The sequence below is a fragment of the Collibacillus ludicampi genome (assembly GCF_023705585.1).
Lineage (GTDB): Bacteria > Bacillota > Bacilli > Tumebacillales > BOQE01 > Collibacillus > Collibacillus ludicampi.
In genome coordinates this window covers 2,099,541-2,124,411 of sequence record NZ_BOQE01000001.1, presented here as the reverse complement: position 1 = coordinate 2,124,411, position 24,871 = coordinate 2,099,541, and the positions used below count along the sequence as shown (strand labels likewise).

21 protein-coding genes, 2 pseudogenes and 1 riboswitch are annotated in these 24,871 nt (G+C 43.4%); of the genes and pseudogenes, 9 read left to right on the top strand and 14 right to left on the bottom strand.

From position 1 onward, the window contains the following. Positions 1 to 206 precede the first annotated feature (206 nt). A riboswitch (M-box (ykoK) riboswitch) is annotated at positions 207 to 374 on the bottom strand. Positions 375 to 585: 211 nt separating this feature from the next. Together DNHGIG_RS10700 and DNHGIG_RS10695 are read left to right on the top strand one after the other, a co-directional pair. Next, entirely contained in the window at positions 586 to 1,269 is a 684-nt protein-coding gene (locus DNHGIG_RS10700) for a DUF1232 domain-containing protein (RefSeq protein WP_282199609.1), read from the top strand. 32 nt (positions 1,270 to 1,301) lie between these two features. Next, positions 1,302 to 2,588 (top strand): LCP family protein, encoded by a 1,287-nt coding sequence (locus DNHGIG_RS10695; protein WP_282199608.1) that lies wholly within the window; start codon positions 1,302 to 1,304, stop codon positions 2,586 to 2,588. Between the two features lie 93 nt (positions 2,589 to 2,681). Here the strand turns inward: DNHGIG_RS10695 and DNHGIG_RS10690 are convergent, their stop codons facing one another. Beyond that, positions 2,682 to 3,512 carry a polysaccharide deacetylase family protein gene (locus tag DNHGIG_RS10690; RefSeq protein ID WP_282199607.1) on the bottom strand — a complete coding sequence of 277 codons (831 nt, stop codon included), beginning with the start codon at positions 3,510 to 3,512 and terminating at the stop codon, positions 2,682 to 2,684. Positions 3,513 to 3,932: 420 nt separating this feature from the next. Between DNHGIG_RS10690 and DNHGIG_RS10685 the strand changes: the two genes are divergently transcribed. Both DNHGIG_RS10685 and DNHGIG_RS10680 read left to right on the top strand, forming a co-directional pair. Beyond that, a complete protein-coding gene (locus DNHGIG_RS10685; protein WP_282199606.1) occupies positions 3,933 to 5,843 on the top strand; it encodes a DUF2334 domain-containing protein in 1,911 nt (636 codons plus the stop codon). Between the two features lie 158 nt (positions 5,844 to 6,001). After that, entirely contained in the window at positions 6,002 to 7,000 is a 999-nt protein-coding gene (locus DNHGIG_RS10680) for an S-layer homology domain-containing protein (RefSeq protein WP_282199605.1), read from the top strand. A gap of 439 nt (positions 7,001 to 7,439) precedes the next feature. Here DNHGIG_RS10680 and DNHGIG_RS10670 read toward each other — a convergent pair whose 3' ends face one another. The 8 genes from DNHGIG_RS10670 to DNHGIG_RS10635 all read right to left on the bottom strand — a co-directional run bounded on the left by DNHGIG_RS10670 (position 7,440) and on the right by DNHGIG_RS10635 (position 13,730). After that, positions 7,440 to 7,733, bottom strand: coding sequence for a gamma-glutamylcyclotransferase family protein (locus tag DNHGIG_RS10670; RefSeq protein WP_369414705.1), 294 nt, complete (start codon positions 7,731 to 7,733; stop codon positions 7,440 to 7,442). Next, positions 7,730 to 8,146, bottom strand: a complete 417-nt coding sequence (locus DNHGIG_RS10665) for a helix-turn-helix domain-containing protein (RefSeq protein WP_282199604.1) — start codon at positions 8,144 to 8,146, stop codon at positions 7,730 to 7,732. The genes DNHGIG_RS10670 and DNHGIG_RS10665 overlap by 4 nt, the downstream gene beginning before the upstream one ends. Positions 8,147 to 8,222: 76 nt before the next feature. Beyond that, the gene (locus tag DNHGIG_RS10660; protein ID WP_282199603.1) at positions 8,223 to 10,190 is read right to left on the bottom strand and encodes an ABC transporter permease family protein; all 1,968 of its coding nucleotides are present in this window, start codon (positions 10,188 to 10,190) and stop codon (positions 8,223 to 8,225) included. A 24-nt stretch (positions 10,191 to 10,214) separates the two neighbouring features. After that, complete coding sequence (locus DNHGIG_RS10655; protein ID WP_282199602.1) at positions 10,215 to 10,907, bottom strand: hypothetical protein; 693 nt, start codon at positions 10,905 to 10,907, stop codon at positions 10,215 to 10,217. Positions 10,908 to 10,952: 45 nt separating this feature from the next. Then, the gene (locus tag DNHGIG_RS10650; protein WP_282199601.1) at positions 10,953 to 11,141 is read right to left on the bottom strand and encodes a hypothetical protein; all 189 of its coding nucleotides are present in this window, start codon (positions 11,139 to 11,141) and stop codon (positions 10,953 to 10,955) included. A gap of 10 nt (positions 11,142 to 11,151) precedes the next feature. Then, positions 11,152 to 12,720 carry an ATP-binding protein gene (locus DNHGIG_RS10645; protein ID WP_282199600.1) on the bottom strand — a complete coding sequence of 523 codons (1,569 nt, stop codon included), beginning with the start codon at positions 12,718 to 12,720 and terminating at the stop codon, positions 11,152 to 11,154. A 7-nt stretch (positions 12,721 to 12,727) separates the two neighbouring features. After that, a complete protein-coding gene (locus tag DNHGIG_RS10640; RefSeq protein ID WP_282199599.1) occupies positions 12,728 to 13,240 on the bottom strand; it encodes a hypothetical protein in 513 nt (170 codons plus the stop codon). A 265-nt stretch (positions 13,241 to 13,505) separates the two neighbouring features. After that, a complete protein-coding gene (locus DNHGIG_RS10635) occupies positions 13,506 to 13,730 on the bottom strand; it encodes a hypothetical protein (protein ID WP_282199598.1) in 225 nt (74 codons plus the stop codon). Between the two features lie 272 nt (positions 13,731 to 14,002). Between DNHGIG_RS10635 and DNHGIG_RS10630 the strand changes: the two genes are divergently transcribed. Continuing rightward, the gene (locus DNHGIG_RS10630; RefSeq protein WP_282197990.1) at positions 14,003 to 15,127 is read left to right on the top strand and encodes an IS4 family transposase; all 1,125 of its coding nucleotides are present in this window, start codon (positions 14,003 to 14,005) and stop codon (positions 15,125 to 15,127) included. Positions 15,128 to 15,731: 604 nt separating this feature from the next. Here the strand turns inward: DNHGIG_RS10630 and DNHGIG_RS10625 are convergent. Next, positions 15,732 to 17,045, bottom strand: coding sequence for a globin-coupled sensor protein (locus DNHGIG_RS10625; protein ID WP_282199597.1), 1,314 nt, complete (start codon positions 17,043 to 17,045; stop codon positions 15,732 to 15,734). Between the two features lie 397 nt (positions 17,046 to 17,442). On the opposite strand from DNHGIG_RS10625, the gene tnpA reads away from it, so the two are divergent. The 3 genes and pseudogenes from tnpA (at position 17,443) to tnpC (ending at position 19,791) form a co-directional block, all read left to right on the top strand. Continuing rightward, positions 17,443 to 17,796 (top strand): IS66 family insertion sequence element accessory protein TnpA, encoded by a 354-nt coding sequence (tnpA, locus tag DNHGIG_RS21195; protein ID WP_439647771.1) that lies wholly within the window; start codon positions 17,443 to 17,445, stop codon positions 17,794 to 17,796. Continuing rightward, positions 17,790 to 18,142, top strand: a pseudogene (gene tnpB, locus DNHGIG_RS21010) (IS66 family insertion sequence element accessory protein TnpB). The gene tnpA and the pseudogene tnpB overlap by 7 nt, the downstream one beginning before the upstream one ends. A gap of 68 nt (positions 18,143 to 18,210) precedes the next feature. Further along, entirely contained in the window at positions 18,211 to 19,791 is a 1,581-nt protein-coding gene (gene tnpC / locus DNHGIG_RS10615; RefSeq protein ID WP_282199595.1) for an IS66 family transposase, read from the top strand. Positions 19,792 to 19,903: 112 nt separating this feature from the next. Here tnpC and DNHGIG_RS10610 read toward each other — a convergent pair whose 3' ends face one another. From DNHGIG_RS10610 to DNHGIG_RS10595, 4 genes are all read right to left on the bottom strand, one after another. Continuing rightward, on the bottom strand, positions 19,904 to 20,140 hold the full coding sequence (locus tag DNHGIG_RS10610) for a hypothetical protein (protein ID WP_282199594.1): 237 nt from the start codon (positions 20,138 to 20,140) through the stop codon (positions 19,904 to 19,906). A 656-nt stretch (positions 20,141 to 20,796) separates the two neighbouring features. Continuing rightward, positions 20,797 to 20,949, bottom strand: a complete 153-nt coding sequence (locus tag DNHGIG_RS10605) for a hypothetical protein (protein WP_282199593.1) — start codon at positions 20,947 to 20,949, stop codon at positions 20,797 to 20,799. A gap of 467 nt (positions 20,950 to 21,416) precedes the next feature. Then, the gene (locus tag DNHGIG_RS10600; RefSeq protein WP_282199592.1) at positions 21,417 to 22,694 is read right to left on the bottom strand and encodes an ATP-binding protein; all 1,278 of its coding nucleotides are present in this window, start codon (positions 22,692 to 22,694) and stop codon (positions 21,417 to 21,419) included. A gap of 19 nt (positions 22,695 to 22,713) precedes the next feature. After that, positions 22,714 to 23,424, bottom strand: a complete 711-nt coding sequence (locus tag DNHGIG_RS10595; RefSeq protein ID WP_439647735.1) for an SAM-dependent methyltransferase — start codon at positions 23,422 to 23,424, stop codon at positions 22,714 to 22,716. A 708-nt stretch (positions 23,425 to 24,132) separates the two neighbouring features. On the opposite strand from DNHGIG_RS10595, the pseudogene DNHGIG_RS21005 reads away from it, so the two are divergent. After that, positions 24,133 to 24,396: pseudogene (locus DNHGIG_RS21005) on the top strand (Y-family DNA polymerase); the annotation flags it as partial. Between the last annotated feature and the right edge of the window lie 475 nt (positions 24,397 to 24,871).

Genomic DNA, 24,871 nt, shown 5'->3' with positions numbered 1-24,871 from the left:
GGGTTTGTTCTGGTATTTGACGGTTGAATGGTATGATTTTTGCCGAGAAAATCCCCTCCATTATGCTATGCTTGTAAATATTTTTTGATAGTTTTAGGGGATACCCGTCCATTCCCATCACCTCCCCTTATGATTCCATAAAAAACCCCCTGTAATGATCTACAGGGGGTAGTGAGCTTCTTCATAAACACACAGAAAAGAAGGTCATCAATCCCCCTAGTTGAGCTTTAGCACTATACAACGTAGAGCACGATCGCTCAGCCACATTATGTAAAGCCTTAATCCGGCAATACCTGTTCTACCCATTGGCGTCTTTCGACGTTTCCGGGCAGTGGCCTTTGTTTGTATAGACGCCTCGCCTAACGAGGATTTATTTATTCTTTTCAATCCATCAGTCATTTTATGCTGTTGATTTTATTATGTCAATTCTTTGATTGTAAAGGTTTTATTAATCACCTTGTGATGAGCGTTCAGCAAATCCAGTATATGAAAGAGAGATTGCTACCGCAATGGTCATTCACTGTTCTGAAATAATTTCATTGTTATCGTAAATATTTCATGATATATTCAGTTACGGTGATGATTATGACTGAAATGAAACGATTTGGGGATTGTATTCGCTATCTTTTGCAGAAAAAAGGAATGACTGCAGAAGAGCTGGTAGAAGAAATGAATGCTTCAGAATGTGTAAAGACAAACAAAGCCGCTCTCTCCCGTATTATGACCGGAAAAAGAATCCCAAGCGAGGAAGAGGTTCAAGGGATAGCCAAAATTTTAGAGACTCCTATACTTTTTGAAGTGTATGATTCTTTGAAACAGTTCATCAGCTCACAAGATGGAATTCATGCCCTCCAATTTTACGAGAAAATGAGTCACCTTCTACATGCGGACGATTGTTCAAATGAAAATCATCATAGTCCAAAAGTGGATTATCATCTTTTATTTCAAATTCTGAGAGGACTTTACCAGTATTGTTTAAACCACGACCTTAACAAACTGATTGAGAAGGAATTCAGAACAAAATTGACACAGATAAAAGCTCATGGACGCTTCATAGAACAACTTCAAACGATGTATCAATGGCTTCAGAGTACCAAACTCACAAAACAGGCTCATGCGTGGATTATGGCCACTCTTCTTTACTTTGTTACTCCAATTGATCTTATTCCTGATTTTTTCATTCCATATGGATACGTCGATGATGCCATCGTTGCGGGGTTTGTTTTTTATAAAATTTTATCAAAGTACAAGCCTCAATCTGATGAATGAAAAACCCGTTTCGAAAGGAAGTTTCAGCAACTATGAATCCACATCGCGGGAAGCCAAACAAGAAAAAAAAGTTTCGCAAAAGATTTCTGCTTTCTTTGAGTTTATTTGCCGGGACGTTGCTGCTAGGTTCATTCACATATGCCTTGATGACCCATCAGAAACAAATGATGCAAAATGTTGTCAATGAGATCGGGCAAGGTTTGACAGGGAATACGGAACCGATCAATCTTTTGCTTATCGCCAACAATGCGCGGGATGCTACGAATCCCTTGTCATTAGGTTCTTCCGGGGGGCAGGCAGACACCCTCCTTGTTGTACATATAGATCCCTCTAAACATGTCGTGACCCTGATCTCCATCCCACGCGATACTTTAATTGCGTTACCGGATTGGGATATTCCGATTCCAAAGATTAAATCTGTTTTTACGCTTGGACTGCAGCAATCTCCAGAAAGGGGTCCGGAGCTTACCATGCAGGCCGTATCAAAAATGACGGGATTACCGATTCATGATTACATTGTGACTGACTTTCAAGGGTTTGTAGATGCAATCAACGCTGTGGGTGGAATCGAAGTTGATGTACCCGCCCGCTTATATGATCCGGATCATAGTGGTGTCGATCTCCAACCCGGAAAGCAAATATTGAATGGAGAGCAAGCCCTTGCTTATATTCGTGTCAGACAAAACCAAGCGGGAAATAATTATCGTGTGAACGACTTTCAGCGGCAGGAAGCTGAAATGCAGGTACTCGAGATATTAAAACAAAAGGTACTGGATTCTTCCAAAAATCCTGCTGCCATACAGAGACTGCTCAACATTTGGAGTAAGGACATTGCAACGAATATCAGTCCTTCTAGATTGGTCGGGATCGGTATGGAAGCAGCCGGAGCTGAGGTTCAGAAAATCTCTTTAGGTACAATTCGTGACTCCATGAATCTTGCCGATGCGCCCGCACCGAATTTTAATAAAGAAAATTATATTACAGGCGCGTACTACGATGTATTAGATCCAAAAGAGATTGCAAAAAAACTGGCCCCTTTAGGGTCGACAGGATCGGATTTAGGTCTCCCTACTCTCCCGAACCCCGAAGAGATTCCAGTTGTGGTATATGGTTCACAAGAGGTGGCAGAAACATTAAAAAACAAAGGATTCCAGGTTACATATGCAGGGCCCGGTCGAAACGCCACACGTCTATCGATCTATTATCCAAGTAAACATATGCCTTGGGGCTGGGCCGTTGCCCGTGCTTTAGGTACGGCCAACGAATTTGTAGCTCCTTTGAATGACGACAGACCCTTTCTCGTCGTTTATGCTCCTTAACACTCGAAATGACAGTGCTTTCATTCCAGGACTGGAAAGGTTTTGATTCCAGTCCTGTTTTTTCGAGTCATTCTGATCAACTATATAAGATTGCTACATTGTTGCGGGGATATTTAAAAGTTCCGGCACAGTAACGAGTGTAAATCCTTGCGCTTTCAGAAGTGAAATGATTTGAGGTAAAGCATTAATAGTATTATTTAGGTTTTCCCCTCTTCCCCCTGCACAATGCTCTAAAATGATACCTCCTGGGCTTATTTCACTCCGTACATAATTCATAATCTGTGTTGTTGGTGTTCCCGCCCAATCTCTTGTATCCACCGACCAATCAATCACCTTGTACCCCATGGAGCCTATTTCACGAACTTCACTGGGGGTTGTACTCCCGTAAGGTGGTCGAAATAGATCTGGGTAATATCCGAGAATTTTAAATAATTCTTGATTCGTTTTATCAATTTCGGCACGAACTTGACCGGGAGACAATTTCCTTAAATTTGGATGGGTCCAAGTATGATTTCCAATTACATGCCCTTCTTGTGCGATACGTCGTACCATCTCAGGGTGTGCTTGTGCCCTTGTCCCGATAATAAAGAAGGTGGCTTTCACTCCATGTCTCTTTAAAATCTCCAATATTTGTGGAGTAAAACGGATATCTGGACCATCATCAAATGTTAACGCAGCTTTCTTTACGTTCGCTGGGCCCTTATAAAATAAAATTCCAGATAAATTGCTTCCTTCCAATGCCTTATGTATGGGTAAAATCGTTCGATTTTGTGATTCAGGACCATCGGCGAGATCAGGAGTACTTGCAGTCTTTTGCTGAGGTTTATTCAAATTGGAGATTTTCGGTGTTTCAGTTGTTGTACAACCTGCAAACAAAAAGCTCGCTAACGTCAAAGCTATAACTATGCGAAAATGTTTTATCATAACCCTCACCTCGAACCAAAGGATAATTTCCACTATAGTATGTGATAAGTTAAAACAAACTATGGGCGAACTTTAGTTATCCGAATTTCTATACTTTTTTAATTCCGCTTATAAGTATAGCTACAGGCCCCGGGAAAGAAGAACAGTAACCGGAAATTCCTGGGAATTTCTTATTTTTATATGATAAAAGTTGTCTTCGCATGGTTTTTCAGCTATTTTATTATTTTTGGGTACTATGATGAAATGAGATCCTCTATACAGTTGGATGGTATTTCAAGATTCATCCCACCAACGTAGAACGGATTCTTCTTTATCCCTATGAATCTGTCGTTTTTTTAGTTGAGAGTCCACTTTTTCTCTAACATCAAAGATTTGTTGTTCATCAATAGAAATAATTGCGTAAGTAAGGGATGAGGATCAATGAGACACCACAGACTACTCATTCTTTTATTCACGCTCACTTTACTTTGTGTTACATGTTCATCAACGAGCGTAGCCGAACCCGATAATGATTTTCCTTCCATGCACAGTCATTTTGCCCTTCTTCGCCTAGAAGATGTAGGACCTGGTGGCCCTTACGCAACAAAGGATCAGTTGGGAAAGTTAAGAGCTGTTTTTGATTATCTATCCGAAGAGAACGTCCCTTTTCATATTGCCTTAATCCCACGTGACCGGCGGTTAATTGGATATGAGACATGGACGGATGTGTCTATTGAAAATCCTAACGGAGATAGCCGTCCATTTATTGAACTTATGAAGTATGCGACGGAACATGGAGGCATTCTCGGCATGCACGGGTATACCCACCAATATGGAAACAAAAAACGACCGGATGGATTCGAAAATACCAGCATCGGTCGCGAATTTGACGTCCCGGATGCCCCGGAGAGCCAAACGGCTGCCTATGCTGCCTCCCGCATCGAAAAGAGTTTGCATGCGTTTCAGGCCGCAGGACTGACTCCGTCCTTCTGGGAGTCTCCTCACTATGCAGATACACGAATTCAGAGGGAGGTATTTAGTTCCTACATGGGAATCCTGTATGAACCCGACTTCTTAGACTTTCGCTCCCTGAAGGATGTCGTTTATCGTGAAGATGTCAATCATTGGGGAAATCCGAGTTTGGGTGTTGTCTATATACCGGCCCCGCTCCGTTATGTTCAGGACGAGACAAGCATTCAACGCATTCTCAATGATGCCAAAAAAGGAAATGTGTTAGCGAGTATGTACTTTCACCCTTATTTAGAATTTCCTTATCTTGAGCCTGTACGAGATAAAGATGGCAAGGTCGAAATGAGAGACGGACTTCCGGTTTACCGCTATAAGAAGGGGACGAATTCTTATTTACATCAATTGGTTACTGGGATGTGCGCATGCGGTTATCATTTTGCCACGATCTTTGATGTAGTCCCCTTTAGTCCTGCGCACCGAATTGTACTCCCTAAAGGGACGAGCTTTGTCGGTACCGCCGACCTGCAAGGAAACGGTGTTTCTGATCGAATCGCGGTGGATCCGAAGCAAGGGAAGATTTATGTGCAGACCGATCGCCTAACATGGCCGCGGAATCGGACTCTCAAACCTTGGGAAACTTGGCTTGATATCAAGAAACCTCTAAACGGACGGATTCTAACGGGAAATTTCACAGGTGACGGAAAATCGGATTTACTCATTTTGGATACGAACGGAACCGGACACCTGTATATCAGCAATGGCCATCAGTTGATACATGTGCGCGATTATACTCTTCCTCAACAATACGATGATATTCTCGTAGGGGATGTTGAAGGAAATGGTAAAGAAAAACTGGTCATGATCGATAAACAGACAGGCATGTTTCGTTCCTTTACATTTAATAAAAATACAGTGAAACAGGATATATTACGCGTACCTCCCCTGCTGAAGAAAGACGCTCAGTACTTTTTGGCAGACGTAAACGGATTCGGAAAAGCAGATCTGATTCTTTGGTCCAACGAGGATCATACGGCTTACGTTTCACTCTCGGAAGGAAACGGTGTCTTTTCCCCGTGGCATGTCTGGTACCATGCGGTCGCGAACGCACGCGTCACGGTTGGAGACGTAGATGGTGACGGTAAAGCGGATCTACTTCTCTTTTATCCTCAATATGGCGTATGGGAAGAAGCGAATTCAAACGGTAGGGCGGCTTTTGTGCGGGTAAGAGAGCGCTTCGGTCCTTGGGCGCGGGGAGAAAATCGAATCATCATGACAGCAGACCTTGATGGAAACAAGCGAGCAGACTTGCTCTCCTATGATCCACAATCCGGAGTAGTGGACACGGCACTATCATTTCAGAGGCCTTATAACCCCCCTCTCTAATGCAAATTATCAAGAGATCGCTTCCTTGACAGAGAAAATTATATTTTTCTTAAAGAAAATTACACAAAAATTACTCGAAATGATTTCATATTCTATGAAATAATTTCATTAATGGTTTATTATACTTATGAAATAAAAATTAACAGAGGTGATGTGTTGTGAAAAAAACCATTGCTACTTTATCTATGATTTCCGCCCTTTCATTCAATGCGGTTCCCGCTTTTGCCCAAGGGGGAAACGGAAACATTCAAATTATAGGGAACGGTCATGCTCGGCAAAACATTCATATTACGAATACCACCAATGTTGTCGATAACACAGTCGTTTTCGACGATGTAAAAGGACATTGGGCAAAAAAATACATCATGGATCTCGTAAAAAAAGGGATACTCTCCGGTAAAAGTAAACAGAAATTTGATCCAGATGCTCAGGTGACACGCGCAGAATTCGCTACGATGGTTACGCGGTATTTTCAATTAAAAAATGATTCTACTCAACAAGACTTTGAAGATGTGCCTCCTACTTCTTGGGAGTATAAATATGTAGAAGCCGCTAAGGATTACTTTGATGCATATCGTACTTTAGATGGTGGTCTTCTGTTCAAGCCCTTTGAAGGCGATAAGCGTGAAGACGTAGCAGTCACTTTAGTAAAAATCTTACTCAAGCAAAATCCGGAGATGCAATTGTTAGATGCCGATACTGCTACACAATTATTACAAGAAAAATTCCCGAAAGATTACACAAAGATTCCACAAGCTCTCCAACCTTATGTAGCTACGGCAGTTAAATATGATTTGATGCACGGATATGGTGATGGTTCTTTTAGACCTGATCGCGTGGTTACACGCGCGGAAGCTGCTACATTACTTGATCGCTTACAAGATAGTACAGTTGTTGTAATGGGCGATCAATCTGCTACAACTACAACAACTACATCTTCTGGAACGGAAACCACTGTTTCTCAACAATCTGCAGGAACTTCTGTAGAAAATGAGTCTACAACTTCCAATACAACGGCTTCCAATCAGAATTCCGTAGGTAGTTCAACTTCAGGAAGCCAGTCAACTCAAATCACTACAACGGGTAACACTAACGGTTCTTCATCTACAGAGACAGTAGCATCAAACGTATATGGCACCACAACAAATAATCAATAATAGGAATTGATAAATAAGTCATACGTCATGTTATGGCTTCAGCGTGTAGACAAAGTACCTAAAGTACAAGGTCTACACGCTTTTTTGTCGAATAGTCACACAGATTTATTTTGGTAAGAGGTGTCCGTATGCTTCGCAAGCCATAGGCCGAAGAATTGATCGTGTGTTTGCGGATTTACAAGCATGGTTTTCGTTGGACCACTTTTTGGGGATTTCAAAAAGTGTCAGTGCAGGCGATGCTCGTATTTCTTTTTCATGAATTTAAAAAATCAGCTAATTGGCTATGGAAATCCGACTGGGCGGAATGCCCTTAAGCTGCGTTTCAGTTTTGTATATATACAGAACAAACTCCCTCTACTGATATGGTAGAGAGGGAGTTTTGTCTGCCGTCTGAGACCTCCGTCTAAATCATGGATGTCTTCAGTTTCATTCGTTATTCTCAATGTACAAGTTCTTTCAGCTTTGCACCAGGTTTAAAACCGGAATGGTCGATGCTGTAAGGGCCATGATAGCCTTCCAGCCGATCCAGAACCGAAAGTCCTTCCTCCTCCAGATCGAACCATTCCCCTTCAATCCCCCGGTCCGTTTCATCCAGCACCAACGCCGAGAACACCCCGACATCATACAGACGGCCACGCACTCGCCCTGGCTGTACACTGCAAATATACGGTTCCGCCACCCGATGGTTCCGCTCTCCCGTAAGCAATGTGCCATAAACAAATACGTTGATCATCTCCGCCTCCTCCTGTCCTCCTCTTCCTTTTTCCGTTGCTCAATCAAATCCAAAGCCCATAAGATCCCCATCCGAATACCCGTCTCGATTCGTTCTGCCACAAAATCGTCACGGACGTCGATCTCGCGGCCTTCGTATAAAACGAAATCCGCCTTATACAGTTGCTCGATAAGGTCCACGGTATGGATGGGTGGTGCGACTTCTCCGATAAGATCCTCCACAGAGAGACCGTATAGCTTCGCCAAGCCAACGATAACTTTATAACTCGGGTTCCTTTTACTTCCCCTTTCAATGTGACTCAAGTATCCTGTGGAACACCCGACGACTTCTGCCGCCTGGTCCAGAGTTAACCCTTTCTTTTGGCGCAGTTCGCGAAGGTATTCCCCGCTCACCCGCAGTTCTTTTTTATCCACCGAACATCTCTCCTTTTGTCTATAGTATACTTTCGAACGACAAAAAAAGGCAACCTTATCCACGGTTGCCTGCTTACTAAAGAGTAACCTTAGGATCATCTGGGTTCATTCGAGAAGCCTGATCCGGTGTTTCTTCAGTTTCACTGCGTTGCTCAATCCTACTTAGCAACGGCGGAGCCTTTCGGAATGGGGAGGATACAGGCCGATCCGGCTCCGTATCCGGCTTTTCACGCCAAATTCTTGGGGCAGTCTTCGGCTCTTCCTCATGTGCTTGCTTTCTTCCCTCGGTTTCCGCAGGTTTTTCTGTCAAGTCCGTTGCTTCTGCTTCTACAGATGTCTCACTCAGAACGTGATCTTGTGACTCATCTACTCTACTCAATTTTTCAGCAGCAATTGAAAGGTTTCCTTCATGGTCGTCGGTTTGCACCATTTGACGATCTGCATTGATCCGTTGGACATTGCACTCCGCCGGTTCCTCTTCAGGCTTAGGAACTTCCTCCCGCTTTTGACGGACCGGTTCGGAAGCACCCAGTTTACGGTCATCCGTTTCAGAAGGTTCATTCTGCCCTAACTGTTGAGATGGCTCGTGTCGCTTGAGAACATGTTCCTCTGTCCCCATCAGTCGACTCAGCTCCACAACCCCTGATTGGTCGGCATCGGGGTTCACCGCACGGGCCGGATCATCGGTCACCACATGATGGATACCAGACCGGGATGTACGAGATCCAACAGATGGTGCCTCTTGGTTCATTTCTGCAGAAGGCGTGGATGCCTGATCTCCCCGGTCCCCCTGTTCCGCCTCTGTTGCCCCATGTTCCTGATTTGTCTCTTGCTTCTTAGACCGTATCTGCGGCTCGGTCTGATACAGACTCTGCCAATCCTCTGCATCACGTGGGGCAGGAATTTCCTGTGACGACGGCCGCCGGGGATCCTCCCGGTACAGGGAATTCCAATAGGTCTCATCATGTGTTTCTGGCGTTTGTCCCTCCACGTTCAAACGATCCGGATCGATCGGACGGCGGGAATTCCTTCGTTCCTCGTTTTCTTGGCCTGTTGCTGCATCCGCTTGATGGAAAGTGTCCGCCGCCTGTTTGTTCTTCCAATGACGGCCTTTTAAAAGCATGTCTTTGGCGATTTTCAGGGACTCCCCACTGACACCGCCAGTGTCCTTCCAAATGTCGTAGTATCCCTTTCCGGCCACTTTAAGCGTTTCTCCGCTTCCTTTCGCAATCTCTTTCGCCACTTCTGTTGTCAGGGAAACGGCCGCGCCTGCGATATCCCCGCGCAAGGCTTTCCATCCAGCTTTGCGTAGCGCCTTGCCCAAACCTGGCTTTCTTTTCCCCCAAATCTCACGAAGCGCCGGGAGATCATTGTTCCCCTGCCGATCCGGGTCAATTCTGCGCGAAGAAGAATCTCCGTCATCAGGAAGAGACAAGGGAGGCATATGGTTGTTGGAATGGGCTCCGCCACCGCTCCCCGCAAAGGCCGGGAGCGGAGCCGATGCAACCCTTGTCAGCCTCTGTATCGGTTGCATTCGTTTCCACAGGCGGGACAAAACCCATAAGGCGAAAACGAAAAAGACCGCGTACAAGAGCATACTGCCGATCGCACTGCCATCGTTGGCATTCACATTCGGCGTGAAAATTTTTACCGCCAAAAATGTCAATCCGACGAAAAGACTTAGCCCCAGACGAACCACGATGGAACCGGACAGTCCCTTGACCCACCAGCGTAACAGGCTATGGCTGTAGTCCCACGGAATTATCGCCAAAGGCAAAATGACAATACCCGCCAACATCGCGGCCAGGTACAAGATATAGGCCAAGTTCATCATGACCCCCAACGTAATCAAGTAAACAAACGCACACAGTTGAGCAATCAACGCAAACAAGGCCAGGGTCAGGCGATAAGGCGAAGCAAAGGCCGCTTTTGAATCGGGATGGTCATCCCTGTTCAAAATCGCTGCCAGATCTTTTCGCTTGTCGGAGCCCACTCCATGGTGCAGGAGAACATCCCGCCACGGGGTGCTTTCACTGACACTCATGTCCCCTCCGACAATCCCCTGAACCTATTCTACATCCTTTTTCCCTAGCACTTTTCCAAGTGTTCCGATTTCCCCTAATTGCCACGGATAATCCACGAGACGGTTCCAGATTTCCTTGTCGATGTTGTTCGATGCCTGTGTCAACTGGGGCTTATTCGGGTCCACCGGCTGATCCAAGGTCAACACCCAGCCGCTCGTCGCATAACTCAAGGCATCGATGGCGCTCGTGACCATCTTGATGTACTGGACGGTCCCTAAACTTTTGAACAAGAGAAGGGACACCATGACGATCAGAAACATCACGCCCCGCCGCATCATTCGCTGGATGTTGTGCTGATACAGATCCTTGAGAAGTACCCAACCAGCCACGATGGCGAATAAGGGCCATAGGTGGTCCAAAAAGTGACTCTTCTGGATCGCATTTGAGATCGCTTGAAACGGGGCCAGCCACTCCGACGGGGCATACCCCAGATTCAAAACCCACATCGAAAGCCGGATCAAAAAGACCCCGATAAGAAAAAGCGCGTTGGCCATCCCGTATAAGGGATCAAACCTTCCGAAGAAACCATCCGCGTCCCATGTATAGTTGGATATCGGATAGGACGGTTCCTCAAAATCGGGAGAGGTTAGCAGCGGGTCCGCCGCATAGACCGTAGATTCACCTCCGACTCCAAGCCCGAAAATCAAAAACATGATCCACGTGATCCGACGCCGCACAATAAAAAACCCCCTTTCAATCTAGAAAGGGGGGCGAGAGAAAAATTATTCGCTTTTCGGCGTGCTCGAAAAGTATTGGTCCAGCACTTTTGGTAACACCTCGATCTTCAGCTCCCCGATCCGGCCTTCGGGGTCACGAGCCAGCCCGAGTCCATCCCGATAATCAGCAAACCGTTTCGTCCAATGCCGCGGATCTTCGTCGGTCATGCCGAGAATACGAAGGGCCGCTTCCACTTGGTCCTGGCTACAGGTGCAACATGATTTTCCAGGCGAAGAGACCGGTTAAATCTTCTTCATCGGGCCTGGGCAGGAAGTCTGTCGCGTTTTGAGTGGCAATGATCGGGATCAGGTTTTCGGCCCTCGAGAAACGCATTGCCTCATTGAGCAGGCGTTGCCCCTGTTCAAACCGTCTCAACACCCAGGCTTCGTCAATGGCCAGACATTTCACCACCGACTTGGGGAGAGCCATGAGACGCCGCAGACCTAGTGTAGCCACGGCATATAGGATCGCAGCAGAATATCGTTCAGTCTCCGTCCATTTCTCCTTGGGTACCGTTTTGTCCGGAAGAGTCAGTCCACGGACAATGGCAACCACGAGATCGTGTTCGAAGAGATTCTCCCCAGTGTCACGGCCAAAGAACAGTCTGCCGATCTCATGTGCCTTCATCAGCCTCACCCGCTCGGCCACAAGCCTCGCTTCTTCCCGTTCCAGGGCTTCCGGAGAGTTCTCGTAGATGCTCAGAACCGCCGCGTGAAATGCTCTCATGTCCCACTGATCTCCTTTTAACACTTGTTCCACGGCCTGGTTGATGACAATTTGTCGATGGTCGTCACCAAGCGGATTGAAAATGATCTCCATGATCGCCCGTGCGTCCTGCACGTTCCCGATGCGGAAAGGGGATATTCGAGTGTTGGAATCCACGGTAAATCGCAAGATCAACGTATCAAACGGCAACTCCTCCAAGGCATCCGTATCTCCCTTGGGGTCAATGTAAAACGCCTTTGCTCCCCATGCTAGGAGCATCGTAGCCAAGTATTTCGCCGCATAACTTTTTCCGCTGCCAAGTGTACCCGCCAGCAAGATGGCGCTCGTCATATTCCTCAGGATGGGCAGTCGGGGGTCCATCCAAACCGGACGCCTGTTCCGGAGCCTGCCAAGCCAGAACCCGATGGAGTCCCCTAACGATCGAGTTCCAAACGGTACAGCCGCTCCCAACACACCGGGGTCCATCGGGATCTCCCAGCTCGTGGGCAGTTCTTCCCCAAACGGATAGAAGGCCTGAAACATCCGCTTCATGTCTCCGGGAGCCCTCACCAGCGTGTGGTAAGTCCCTGCGATCTGTTGAAACCGCTCGGTCCGGTCCCTGAGTTCTCTGGGATCAGATGCTCCAATCGAAAACACCGTCACCGCATGTACAAGCGTCTGTCTCGATCGGAGTTTCTTTTCAAGAGAAGCCACGGCCGCCATGTCTTCCTCCAGCTCCAATGGTACATCTTCGTCGTTGTCCACCCACTCCCTGTACTGCGCTTCAGCCGTCTTTTTCTTCTTTCGCAGGTGTTCCAGGGCCTCGTGTGCCTCCTCCACCCGCACATGAATGGCTGTGTCTACAGGAAACGGGGTATTTTCCAGCACCCCGTAGAGCCATTCAAAGCCGGTCGGCTGGTTTTCTGGGATCGGTTGAGGCACGGAGACTGTGGCGAAAAAGGTCTGGTAGGATTTCGCCCCCTCCGGATGCTCAATGACCAGGTGCGTCGGGCGCTCGATCATCCGTACATCGGACAAAGCCATATGTACGGTCCGTGTCGGTCTCAACCAGGTCTTACCCCCGCGAGCCCGCAAGCCATTCCTCCGTCGACTTTCTTGCGGCTTCGAGACGTTCTTCCGGAATGATCTCTTGGCCCATTAAAAATCGGTTCTTCACATCCATCAGTCCGGCCGCAGCCTGTTTGAACCAGTCTTTCCAGTTGTCCATAGTGAGGTCAATGGTGATCCTCTGCCGGTTGAGTGGAACAACGATCAGGTTGACCCTGTGGAAGGGTAGATAGTACCGAAGATAGTCCTGGACTTCCTTCTGGTGCTCCTGCCAAACCGGGTTTCTGGATTGTCGGCCCATCTCCCGCAGGATCTCATCTACGGACCATTGCTTGGACAAGAGAAAAATCCAAAACTCTCCGGAAAGGCTCATCAGCCCCCGCGTCACCCGATCGATGACCTGATGTTTGATGTGTTGCGGTTGAAAGGCATACGGTTCTGATTGCACCTTGAATACAGCATAGGCCTGGCCAGAAGTATCAAAAATCAGATTGTCATCGATGTACAGGATTGGTAGCACATAAAAACCCCCTCTCCTTGTTTCAGAGGAGGGGGAGAAAAGAAAGGTTTATCGTCTTATTGGACTTTTGTCTTTGTTTGCGGCGTAACCGAACGCAAGAGGAATTAGGCGCCCCCTTTTTACTCATGCTACGCTGTGGCTACTACCACCGTACTTCTTATCCAGAACGAAATTATACCATTTTTTAGTAGAATTTACCTCAATTAATTTTCTCAGTATATTCTCCAGATTGAATGGCGATTAAAGAGAAATGAGGTTGATTGCCTTACCAGTCTTCCCCTTTTTCCTCCATATGACGAATGATATGTTTAAGTTCCTGAATCCTCCCCTTGTTTTCTACATATTGCAATATTGCGTCAATCTGAGAGGTTTCCACTTGTTCCGGGTGATCTCCTTGCGCGATTGCTTTTAATTTCTTTTGCTTGTTTTCCAAGTATTCTAGCCGATGTTCGATATACCAGCGAATTCGAGAGATACGAGACTTTTTCATGGACTTCCCTGCTTACATGTTCGTTAAAATGTATTATCGTATTTTCCCTGCTACAGCGCTTATTTCTAAGTCACTTTTTGGCGGATTGACCGTACCGATTACAATTTTAAGAGATATAAATGAGTTAACGAAATCTTAACAGACAGCACTAGTGTTGCATTAATTAATTCAGAATATTCTTCTATTATTTTTTTCATCTCTTAAATAAAAAAATCCTTTACAATGGAGAGGTCAGGTAGTCCTGTCCAAATCCATTGAAAGGAAATACACTTATGGACAAGGATAAGGATACCCTACTTTCGGCATTTGGTAAATGGGTTGAACCACTTTTTCAGTGTAATTTTCAAGAAAAAGTAGATCAAAACCAACAAGATAAATACGCTAAGAAGCTTACTACGAAATCTTACGTCCTGTTATTTCTGCACGCCATCTTGCAAAAACGTGAAAGTTTACGTGCCGTTGCGGCAGATATCTTGAATCCTCATATGCAAGAATTCTTGCAATTAGATTCCATCAGCTATTCGCAACTTTCACGGAAACACCGTCAGGTGGATACCGATCTACTCGCTCATCTGTTTTTTTCTTTAGTTGGAAAAATCCAATGCATGGCTGCTAACCCTGCCGGGCGGAAGCCATACAAAATCATAGACTCAACTACGATCAGTTTATGTTTATCAAAATACCGCTGGGCGAGCTTTCGGAAAACCAAAGCGGGAATAAAAATCCACGTGAGCTTGGCATTTGTCGATCATGATGAAGTCTATCCTGAACAGATTCGTCTAACGACGGCGAAGCCTAATGACATCACACAAATGGATTCCTTGATTGATGATTCGGAAGCCATCTATGTGTTTGATCGTGGTTATGTCGATTACAAGAAATTTGATGATTATTGCCGTAGGGGAATAGGCTTTGTTACCCGTTTGAAGGACAATGCAACGTTCTACCTTCTGGAATCTCAAGTGCTTCATGAGAGTCCTGTCCTTGCGGACACAAAAGTGTTGCTAGGATCCCCTCAAAAGCCCATGGATCACGTACTTCGACTGGTCGAGGCAAAGGATTCACAGGGCAATGACATAAGAATTATTACCAACTGTTTTGATTTGTCAGCAGAAGAGATCAGTGACATATATCGTACACGATGGGCAATCGAATTGTTTTTTAAATGGATGAAACAACATTTGAGAATCAAAACGTTTTATGGTCTCTCCGAAACGGCGGTTTGGAACCAAGTGTATCTTGCTTTGATCACCTATTGTCTGATGATTCTAATGAAGATGCAAATTCAAACTACCAAAAGCTTATTGGAGTTGCTTCGAAGTCTAAAGGCCTTCTTATGGTGCGATTACATAGAATGGTTCAAGTACAATAGATCATCGAAAAAAAGGCGAAGGTAAGAGATCTCAGCAATGAATCGGCATGCCAGAATACAGGACAGTAACGGAACCCTTTCTTTTTAGAATATACATATTATACCAAATGGGCGGGGCTACCTTTAACGTTCTCTGTCCTTATTTTGTTAAAATAGCATTAGATTAAAACGCAGAAAATTCAGTTATAATTTATGCAACACTAGTGAACAGACAGTCAATCAATCATCGTGTACAATAAGATTGGTGATGATAAACGATATGATTGGCACCAGCCCCCGTACTCTTCACGTTAACGAGGAGGCACTCTGTAAATGTGTGTCTCTTTTATTTTATCGTAAAAAAAGCGCAGTCGTGATGACCGCGCGGAAGGGGTAGAATTGAGAAAAGGAGTTTTCAAGTCACGTTCATTATAACTAAATTCGGAACAAATGTGTAATGTATATTCCATATAGCGGTTAAAATCAAGGGTATTTAGGGGTAATTTATTAATATTTTAAAAATAGTACATACGGCCATGTACCTTATGTTCGGCTGAGAGAAAGACCAGGGGCAATCTGCCTCTGCTTACTTGAGAGGTCACTTCATTATGATAAAAGAATCAATTCATGCATAAGACCGAATTTGGATTTTACATATGAACAGACTCGTCCGTGATCTGATTCAAGCGATCAGCCGATTCAGCCACTTCAGTTGATGCCTTGTAAATATCCTCAATGACCTGCAGTAAAGTTTTTAATGCCATTTCTATCCTTTCGTTTTGCGCTTTTGTCTTGTCCATCGATTCCAGGATTTCAGCAAAGTACTGATCGGTTTTGATCATACTCTGTGTTCCTTCTTCAACCAAATGATTCACGTTCTTAATAGAATGAGAAACTCTGCTGATGTGATTGTTAGTTCTTGCGATAAGTTCAATGACTCTGGATGTCGATTGTTTGGTTTGTTCGGAAAGCTTTCTGATTTCATTGGCTACGACGGCGAATCCTCTACCATGCTCCCCGGCACGCGCGGCTTCGATGGATGCGTTTAATGCCAATAAGTTTGTCTGATCAGCGATACTTTTAACGATATCTATGACCTCAGTGATTTGATTGGAAATATCATTTAACTCTTGTGTACCCATCGAGATTTCTGTCATGATTTCTCGGATGTTTTCCATGTTTTGATTTTGATGATCCAATTGTTTTTTTCCGCTGTGTGAAAGGCTTTCCGACATCAGAGCCAATTCCGTCCCTTGCTTTCCTAATTCAACTATGCTTTCTGATTGTTTTATTAATTGATGGACGGAAGTGCTTGTTTCTGCTGCGATCGCTGCTAACTCTTCTGCTGTGTCACAGACCTTCTTCGTCATTTCAGCCTTCTTTTTCTCTTGCTCATTTCGAATTCTTTCATTCTCTTCTTCGTATGCCTCTAAGACCAGTTGCTGTTCAAAGTTTAATAGTTTACTGATTGCCTGAATGGCTTTCACTACATCTTTCGGATGATCGAAGTTATTTTCGACAATTTTTATTAATAAATTCAACAAATCTTGAAAGGCTGATATATACCACTTGTTTTGGAGTCCGATCTTTACATGGACGTGTGCAATTCGCAGACGCTTTTGCAGAAATTCTTGATCAATAACTCCATTGAATAACTCTTGAATATGGATGGTTAATGTTTTCTTTAATCTCTCAATACTGCTGTGTTTTTGAATAATATCTAATAATTGGGGTTGTTTTGTAATATTTTCATAGAACTTCTCCGTGATCTGCTCGATATGTTGCTCAACGAGAGGCTTTAAAGCTTTCACTATCTTTAGATCATCTTCGGTTAGTTTGATGATTTCAATTTGCCCCAATAAATCTGTGTTTGCCGGAATTTCCAATTTAACTTCAGATTGCAAATGATCTTCTAATCTTGTCGCTCTTTTTTTTGGATCAACAGACCGAGATAAAAGTTTCAAGTGCTTTATTCCCCTTTTGTGAAAGAATCATTTTATCAAAACCTTAATGCCGAGTAGTCACAACGTGCTAGCCTAATTGGCGCGCCGATCCCCTCCCCATTTTTCGGGCTCATACTGTAATGTTTCTTTTATACCTTTATTTATATCGGTATTATTAATAAAATCCTTAATATTTTGATTAAATAATAAATTACCACCTTCTTGTACAAAATCTGCGAAATCTTTCAATGAGACAACTGAATGGACGAATGTACTCCTAATTTTAAATAATCTACTATCTGAAATGCCATCATTAAATGTCGTATTTTATGAATTTTTGTCGAATCATCGGTGGAATTAACAGAAAATAAGTAAGCGTCAAATACTTCCCACCTACTAACCTCGTGTTGTATTTGAGATAATCTCCTCAAGATATTCGGAGAGGAGAACTTTCAATGTCCCATGCAGAATTAAGAAAAAGTGGGAGGTACGGATCGCTGCTTTTCGGGCTAGCGGACAGAGTGCATCAGCATGGTGTAGAGCTCATCAGTTGAAGCTTCATCAGTTCCGGTATTGGCTCCGGAAGATTGAACACAAAGAAGCCGCTGTGAACCCATCATCCAAATGGATATCGGTAGAAGTGGACGGGCAGACTGACAAGTCTAGAAACACCTTGCTCGTTAGAGTAGGGCAAGCAACCGTAGAGATCCAGCCTGGCTTTGATCCTGCGCTGCTGGCCGACGTCGTGCGAACACTTCAAACGTTATGCTAAGTGAAGCCAGCGTAGAGCGAGTGTATCTGGCCTGCGGAAGCACTGATCTACGGAAATCGATTGACGGGTTAGCTGTGCTCGTCAAGGAAGAGTTTGAACTCGATCCTTTCTCGCCCTGTCTCTTCGTTTTCTGTAATCGAAAGCGAGATAAACTGAAGATTCTTGGGAACACAACGGTTTCTGGCTCTATTACCGCCGGTTAGAGAAAGGGAAGTTTCAGTGGCCGGAAGAAGCGAGCTCCGTACCATTAAAAATTAGTCGTCGAGAGTTGCGTTGGCTGCTCGATGGTCTATCTCTCGAACAGCGACAAGCTCACCCTGCCGTCACTGCGCGTACGATTCTATGATATGTACACCCAATTAGACTTTGGGATTAAAAAGGAATTCGCGGTATGTTGTCGAAATCAATAGTATTATGAAAAATCATACGCCGAACCCGACACCTACTACAATTGAAGATCTCCAAAAAGAACGCGATTTGCTGAAAAATCAAATTGCTGAACTCACTGCCAAGCTGAAGTGGTATGAGGAGCAGTTTCGTCTTAGCCAACAGCGCCGGTTTGGCTCTTCGAGCGAACGAACGAATGCCGATCAGCTTGAGCTTTTTAACGAAGCCGAGGTGGAGGCAGATCCCACTGTAGAGGAGCCTACCCTCGAAACCATTACGTACCGCCGCTCCAAAAAACGCGGCCACCGGGAAACCCTGCTTGAAAACCTGCCTGTGGAGACGATCGAGTATCGCCTGCCATCTGAGGAGCAGGTTTGTTCGTGTTGCGGTGGTTCTTTGCATGAAATGAGCACGGAGATACGGCAAGAGCTGAAGATCATTCCGGCCGAAGTCAAAGTGGTCAAGCATGTCCGTTACGTCTACTCCTGCCGCCGTTGTGAGCGTGAGGAGACAAGCACGCCGATTGTCACAGCCTCTATGCCTGCCCCTGTCTTTCCGGGGAGTTTGGCTTCTGCTTCCAGTATGGCCTATATCATGAGTCAAAAATATGTGGAGAGCATGCCTCTCTACCGGCAAGAGCAACAGTTTGCACGCCTGGGGATTGAGTTGTCTCGTCAGACCCTGGCCAACTGGATCCTCTACGGAGCGAATACCTGGTTGAGTCTGCTCTATGATCGCATGCGCGAGCACTTACTCAAGCGGGACATCTTGCACGCAGACGAGACGACCTTACAAGTGCTCCGTGAACCGGGCCGGGCCGCACAGACAACTTCTTATCTATGGCTGTACCGTACCGGGAGAGAAGATCCGCCCATCATCCTCTATGACTACCAGACGACACGGGCGAGCAAACACCCGCGTCAGTTTCTTTCCGGTTTCAAAGGATACCTGCACGTCGATGGCTATGCGGGTTACCATGGGATACCGGATGTGACCCTGGTCGGTTGTTGGGCTCACGCCCGGCGCAAATTCGATGAGGCACTCAAGGCGCTGCCTGAATCGAAGCGCTCGTCACCGGTAGCAGCCAAAGAGGGACTCAATTTCTGCAATCAACTCTTTGCGATTGAACGGGACTTAAAGGAGTGCACGCCTGAGGAACGTTACCAAATCCGTCAAGAACGCAGCCGCCCTGTGTTGGATGCTTTTTTGGCATGGCTTCGTACTCAGAAACCGAAAGTGCTGCCCAAAAGTGCGTTCGGTCAGGCCATCTTGTATTGTCTGAACCAGTGGGAAAAATTAGAGGCGTTTTTACAAGATGGGCGATTGGAGATCGATAACAACCGAAGTGAACGCGCGATCAAACCGTTTGTGATCGGTCGCAAAAACTGGTTGTTCTCCAATACCCCGCGTGGTGCAAAGGCGAGTGCGATCATTTACAGTATCATAGAGACAGCGAAAGAAAATGGATTACATCCCTATTTCTATCTTACCTATCTCTTTGAGAAACTACCTAACCTAGATATGAAAGACAAAGATTCCTTAGATCAGCTTCTCCCTTGGTCAGAAAGCCTACCGCTTACCTGCCGGGCTATAAAAAAGAATACGTAAATCATACGAAAATCCCCATCTCTTCAAAAGGTGGGGATTATTTTACGCTTACGAAAATAATAACCTTGATACATAAAAAAACGCCTCATTGTATACGAGACGAAAAAATTATCTATTTATGAATGATCTTGGCAAGGAACCCGATATTTTGTTTTTTACGTTTATTTAATTGTTCTCTTAAGTATTGAAATCGATAATCCAAAATTACTTCTTTTGGCAAAGACGCATCTTCTTCTTGAACGATATTTGATTCTCGTTGGTTAGCTTCTGTTTCTAAGGAATGAATCTTACTTGTTAGTCGTATTAATTCTTCTTTAGTAAGTACTTGTATTGTTTCTAAGTATCTCATCGTTCATTGTGTCCCGTTTAATTAGGTTTTTAGTAAATTATAGAATTATCACCCTAAATTCGACAAGATACAACAATAAACAACAATTATAAGCGATACCATCAATCCATCACGCCAACAATCGGGATCGTTGAACCGTTGATCGTGTTTTATTATCATGGGGGCTGTCGGAGAATGTGCTCTCGGGGCTATGTACCTTCTGCCTTTCGAGACTATTTCAATTCCCCCCCATAAACAACTGTATAATTCTTCTAAGCACTACTGGCAAGATCGACGACCAGTTGACGCATGGGAATAGCCGGGATTATCCATTGCCATTGATTTGTTTGTTCGTGCTATATTTTTGTTCTTTAGGTCTAGAGCCAAATTAAACTGATCAAAAACATAGGTTGCCGAAACGTAACACCTAAGTCTTAAGAATTAACGAATACCTATTTTGAAAATATATTTATCCCCTCCAAGGGATGGGATGAAGGTTAGGAAGATAAAATGAACTCATACAAATTACCAGAAGTGAGCCGCCTTTCGAAAATTGAAGGTCATTTTTATCCGAAAACAATCAGTATCGCCACAGTTAAAAACTTGAGGGTAAAGATAAGGACATCATTCATATTGAAGATTCTGTAGAATGATGCCACCAGGCACGGTGGCTTTCTTTATTTTTTCCTATCGTCTAACTTCTCAAGTACCTGATCTAACTTCTGATTCATGTTCGTTTTGATCTCAACCAGTTCCCTATGAATACTCGCCATCATCCGTATTAACTGGCTTAACTGGTCTTCGATACGTTCGATTCGTTTCTCATCCATGTTTACACCTCATGAATCGGTATCTTAACTCCGCTTTCTCTTCCGCATCCAACATGGCTTTGTTGTATTTTGCATCTTTAAAATGCAGAGTTTGGCGGCCAAATTTTGCAGAGCACTGCCAACATAAATATTGTAAGATTATGAATACTTGATACTGGACAGAGTATAGCATAGACGGTAACTTTCCCCGGAACCTGGTTAAGTAAGACTCTTGCCGTTTTTGATCCTCATGGTGGACAACTTTAAGTCAGGAGCGTCAAGAATCGCGCTCTTACGCGCCCGTAGAGATCTCCCCTTGTAAGGACTTTTGTGTAGCGTGCAAATTTCATCATTTAAGCTAATCTGATTATTTAGTCATTTCATTCCTCCTCGTAGATTGGGTCTGGACAACCTCATCCACCAAAGAGTATGGAATGGCTCATATTTTTTACTAGAAGATGAGTCCATTTTTACACAGTATCTCGGACTCAACTTGCTTTCGGAATCATAATAGTAAACTGTGTACCACTTCCCTTCTTACTACTAACCTCAATTCTTCCATTCATTGTTTCAATAATTTTGTAACTTACCATCAATCCGACTCCTGTTCCTTTTGTTTTTGTGGAATAAAAAAGTGTTCCCAGTCGTTGTAATTCTTCTTTCGTCATTCCTATTCCAGAATCAATTATTTTTATTAACACAATACCTCCCTCTTCTTTTACTCCAATCTTCAATAAACCTCCGTCTGTCATAGCCTCAATGCCATTCTTAATTATATTAATCAACACTTGACTAAATTTTCTCGGATCAGCTTCGATACAGGGGGAGTTATCAGCAAAGACTTGAATTTCTACACCGTGTAATAATGCATAGGGAGACATTAAATTCACTCCATGATCTATAAGCTCCAAAACGGATACTGGTTCCAGTCTTTCTAATTGTGGCTTTGCTAACGTTAGAAACCCGGTTATTATTGATTCTGCCCTATCCAACTCTTCAATTATTAGCTTTAAATAAGGTCTTATATCCATAGGTATTTGTGCGTTTTCATTAAAAAGTTGCATAAAGCCTCTAACAACCGCCATTGGATTCCTGATTTCATGTGCTACCGACGCAGCCATTCCACTCAATACATTTAACTTTTCTGCCTGTCGTAATCGGTAATGCATCATTACTCTTTCCTGCATACTCTCAATTAGGAAAACCGTTACCCACATAGTACATGTTTGAATAATACTAAAACCCGCAAAAAATATAAAAAAGTCTCTATTAACTGGTAGATTCGACCACATAAGCTTTAAATATGTCACACTAGCAATCAAAAGACTTGTAAATAGTGTCAGTGCCGTTGTAGTAATTACTTTGTGTCTGGAACTATAACTCTTATATTTAGGAATCAACAAAAATGTTATGGGAATCACAATAGAACAAACAATTACTGGTACAAGGAGTCCTCCACCACCCAAAAAGTATCGAAAACTTAGAAATACGACTGAAATAAAAATCCCAGTACCATATCCGCCATATAGAAATCCTATCAATAAAGGAATTGTTCTTAAATCTAGCAAGTATCCATGATAAATCGGAAACGAACAAATCATACACAGTATAATCGAGGTCCCCGAGATTATTCCATAAGCGAATTCGATACTTTTTTTATTCTCTATTAAGCTTATATCTTCCCAATAAAAGTAATAAATAATAATTGGAAATAGAATAATAAGTACCTGTAGCAATATTTGATTAATTCCATTAATTACATCCACAAACTCACCTTCTCTTCCCTTATTTGCAAATAATTCTCAACATTGTGTTAGCATTCCTGTGAAATTCATATGGTACTTTAACTTCATCTACTCTCATACCCTTTGATCGAACCCAATCGATAATTTCATCCAAATACAAATATTTATTACCATTCATATCAATTGTCGGGAAAATACGAATTTCATCTCTTGTTACTCTAATCATTTCTTGAATCGTTTGAAGATGAAAATTGTAATCGAGTTTATCCGCATACATAAACAATAAGTGAGCGGAAAGAGTCATATCAAAAGACTTATCTTCACATGGTAAGACTGGTAATATTGCTGGTAAGTATCTGTATCCTTTCGATTCTTTCATATCCTGAATACATTGATTTAAAGCCGTTAGTCTCTCACCTCTAAGTTCATCCATAGATTTGAAGTAGTTCCATTGACATTTTTCTTTTACTTTATCTAACATAGAGATTATATACTCTATATCCTGCAAGCCTTTTTTCCCAAGTTCCTCTGGAGTATGATAATATGCTGAATCAACAGCGAAGGCTTTAATTCCATATTTGTTTGCAGTTGCAGTAAATGAACATGCTCCCCCTGGACAATCAAGTATCCACCTCCCAACTAGTTCATCTTTTGATAAGTTAAACATCAACAAATATTCATTCCATGTTCTCCCGAGAAAAACAATATGACTCAGTTCTAGGGTATTGCTTTCAAAATATTTCACTCTCATTTTTCCCCCTTACACTTAACGTTATAATGGTATTTTACAAAATTTTGTATTCGATCAAAAAAGTAGATACATCAAATCGAGAGATTATGCCTATTTTTCTAATTGAGGCACAGTACATGTTTTCGTAAACCATTGACGTGGCATAACAAGGGGAAATAATTGGGGGATTAGGGTTAACGGAAGAGATACTCTCTACCCTAATAGTGCAATCATTGTACATCCTTGATATTCACATCATCAATTATTTCATCAGTAGACGTCTTCATCAGGGAACCAACAGTGCAGAGATACTCATTTCATTATTAGATGTCGAGCGTTGATCATGATGAATAAGCATATATAGCGAAAATATCACCTAGTACTGAAAGTATTCATCTCTCTAAGTTAGTTAAAGGTGAACTTATTTATAGTAGAAACCCAAGGTCGACACCTTTACTACCACCTGCTAAGTCGAAAGTTGCAAAGAGAATCGGAACATGTTTTCATATAGGACAAGTATATCAAGTGGATTGGTACTCATCATACTACACCATAAATATATAAACAATAATATAATTTTGAAAACAAATATCCCCATTTAATAAAGAACATATGTTCGTTAATAATAAGAATATATATTCGCATATAAGGGAACTTTCTTATGAAAAAGTCCTTCTTTGCAATATGAATTCATTCTATGCTAGCGTATAACAAGCCCGTGACCCGAGTCTGCAGGGAAAGCTGGTTCGTAGCCGGGAACCCTTAGCATCGATCGGGCATATTCTAGCGGATTCTAAAGAAGCTAAAGCCTATGGCGTTCAAACGGCCATGGTTCTTGCTGAAGCGCTAGGGCGTTGTCCTCATGCCATTGTTGTTCGTCCTCATATGCAACTTTATATAGATGTTTCGGCTCGAATCATGTCCATTGCTCAACGGTTTACGGATCTCGTGAAGGTCTACTTAATCGACGAGCTGTTTATTGAACCCTCGGGCGTTTCTCATCCATGTTTTCACCCTCAACAGTTCATTTATGAAATTGAAGACAAGATTCTTCTCATCATCCAATCGATGCTTTTTCCAAGCACAACGACAACTCCAAGAGACAACAAAACACTGATCATTTGCCCAGACATTCATCAATCCTCCTACCTTTCAATTTTTACTATGTATAATAAGGAAGAAACTCGACTTTTTTTCTGTCTCAACTTATACTAAGCAATTTTAACCAAAAAGTACCTATATAAATAATACCATCATATACCAAAACAATAAAGATATACACGTAAAAATTATAATAATTCAAAAATAACTTTCGGGTTCTCATTGTCGTAGAATTATAACATAGAATGACAATTCTATGTTATGATGAAAATAGACCAAAACCGAAACCCCCCGACACTACGTTAACAGGATTTGGTAAACACCAAAATAACGGGCAAAAATTATGGCGTAGAATTATTTAAGGGGT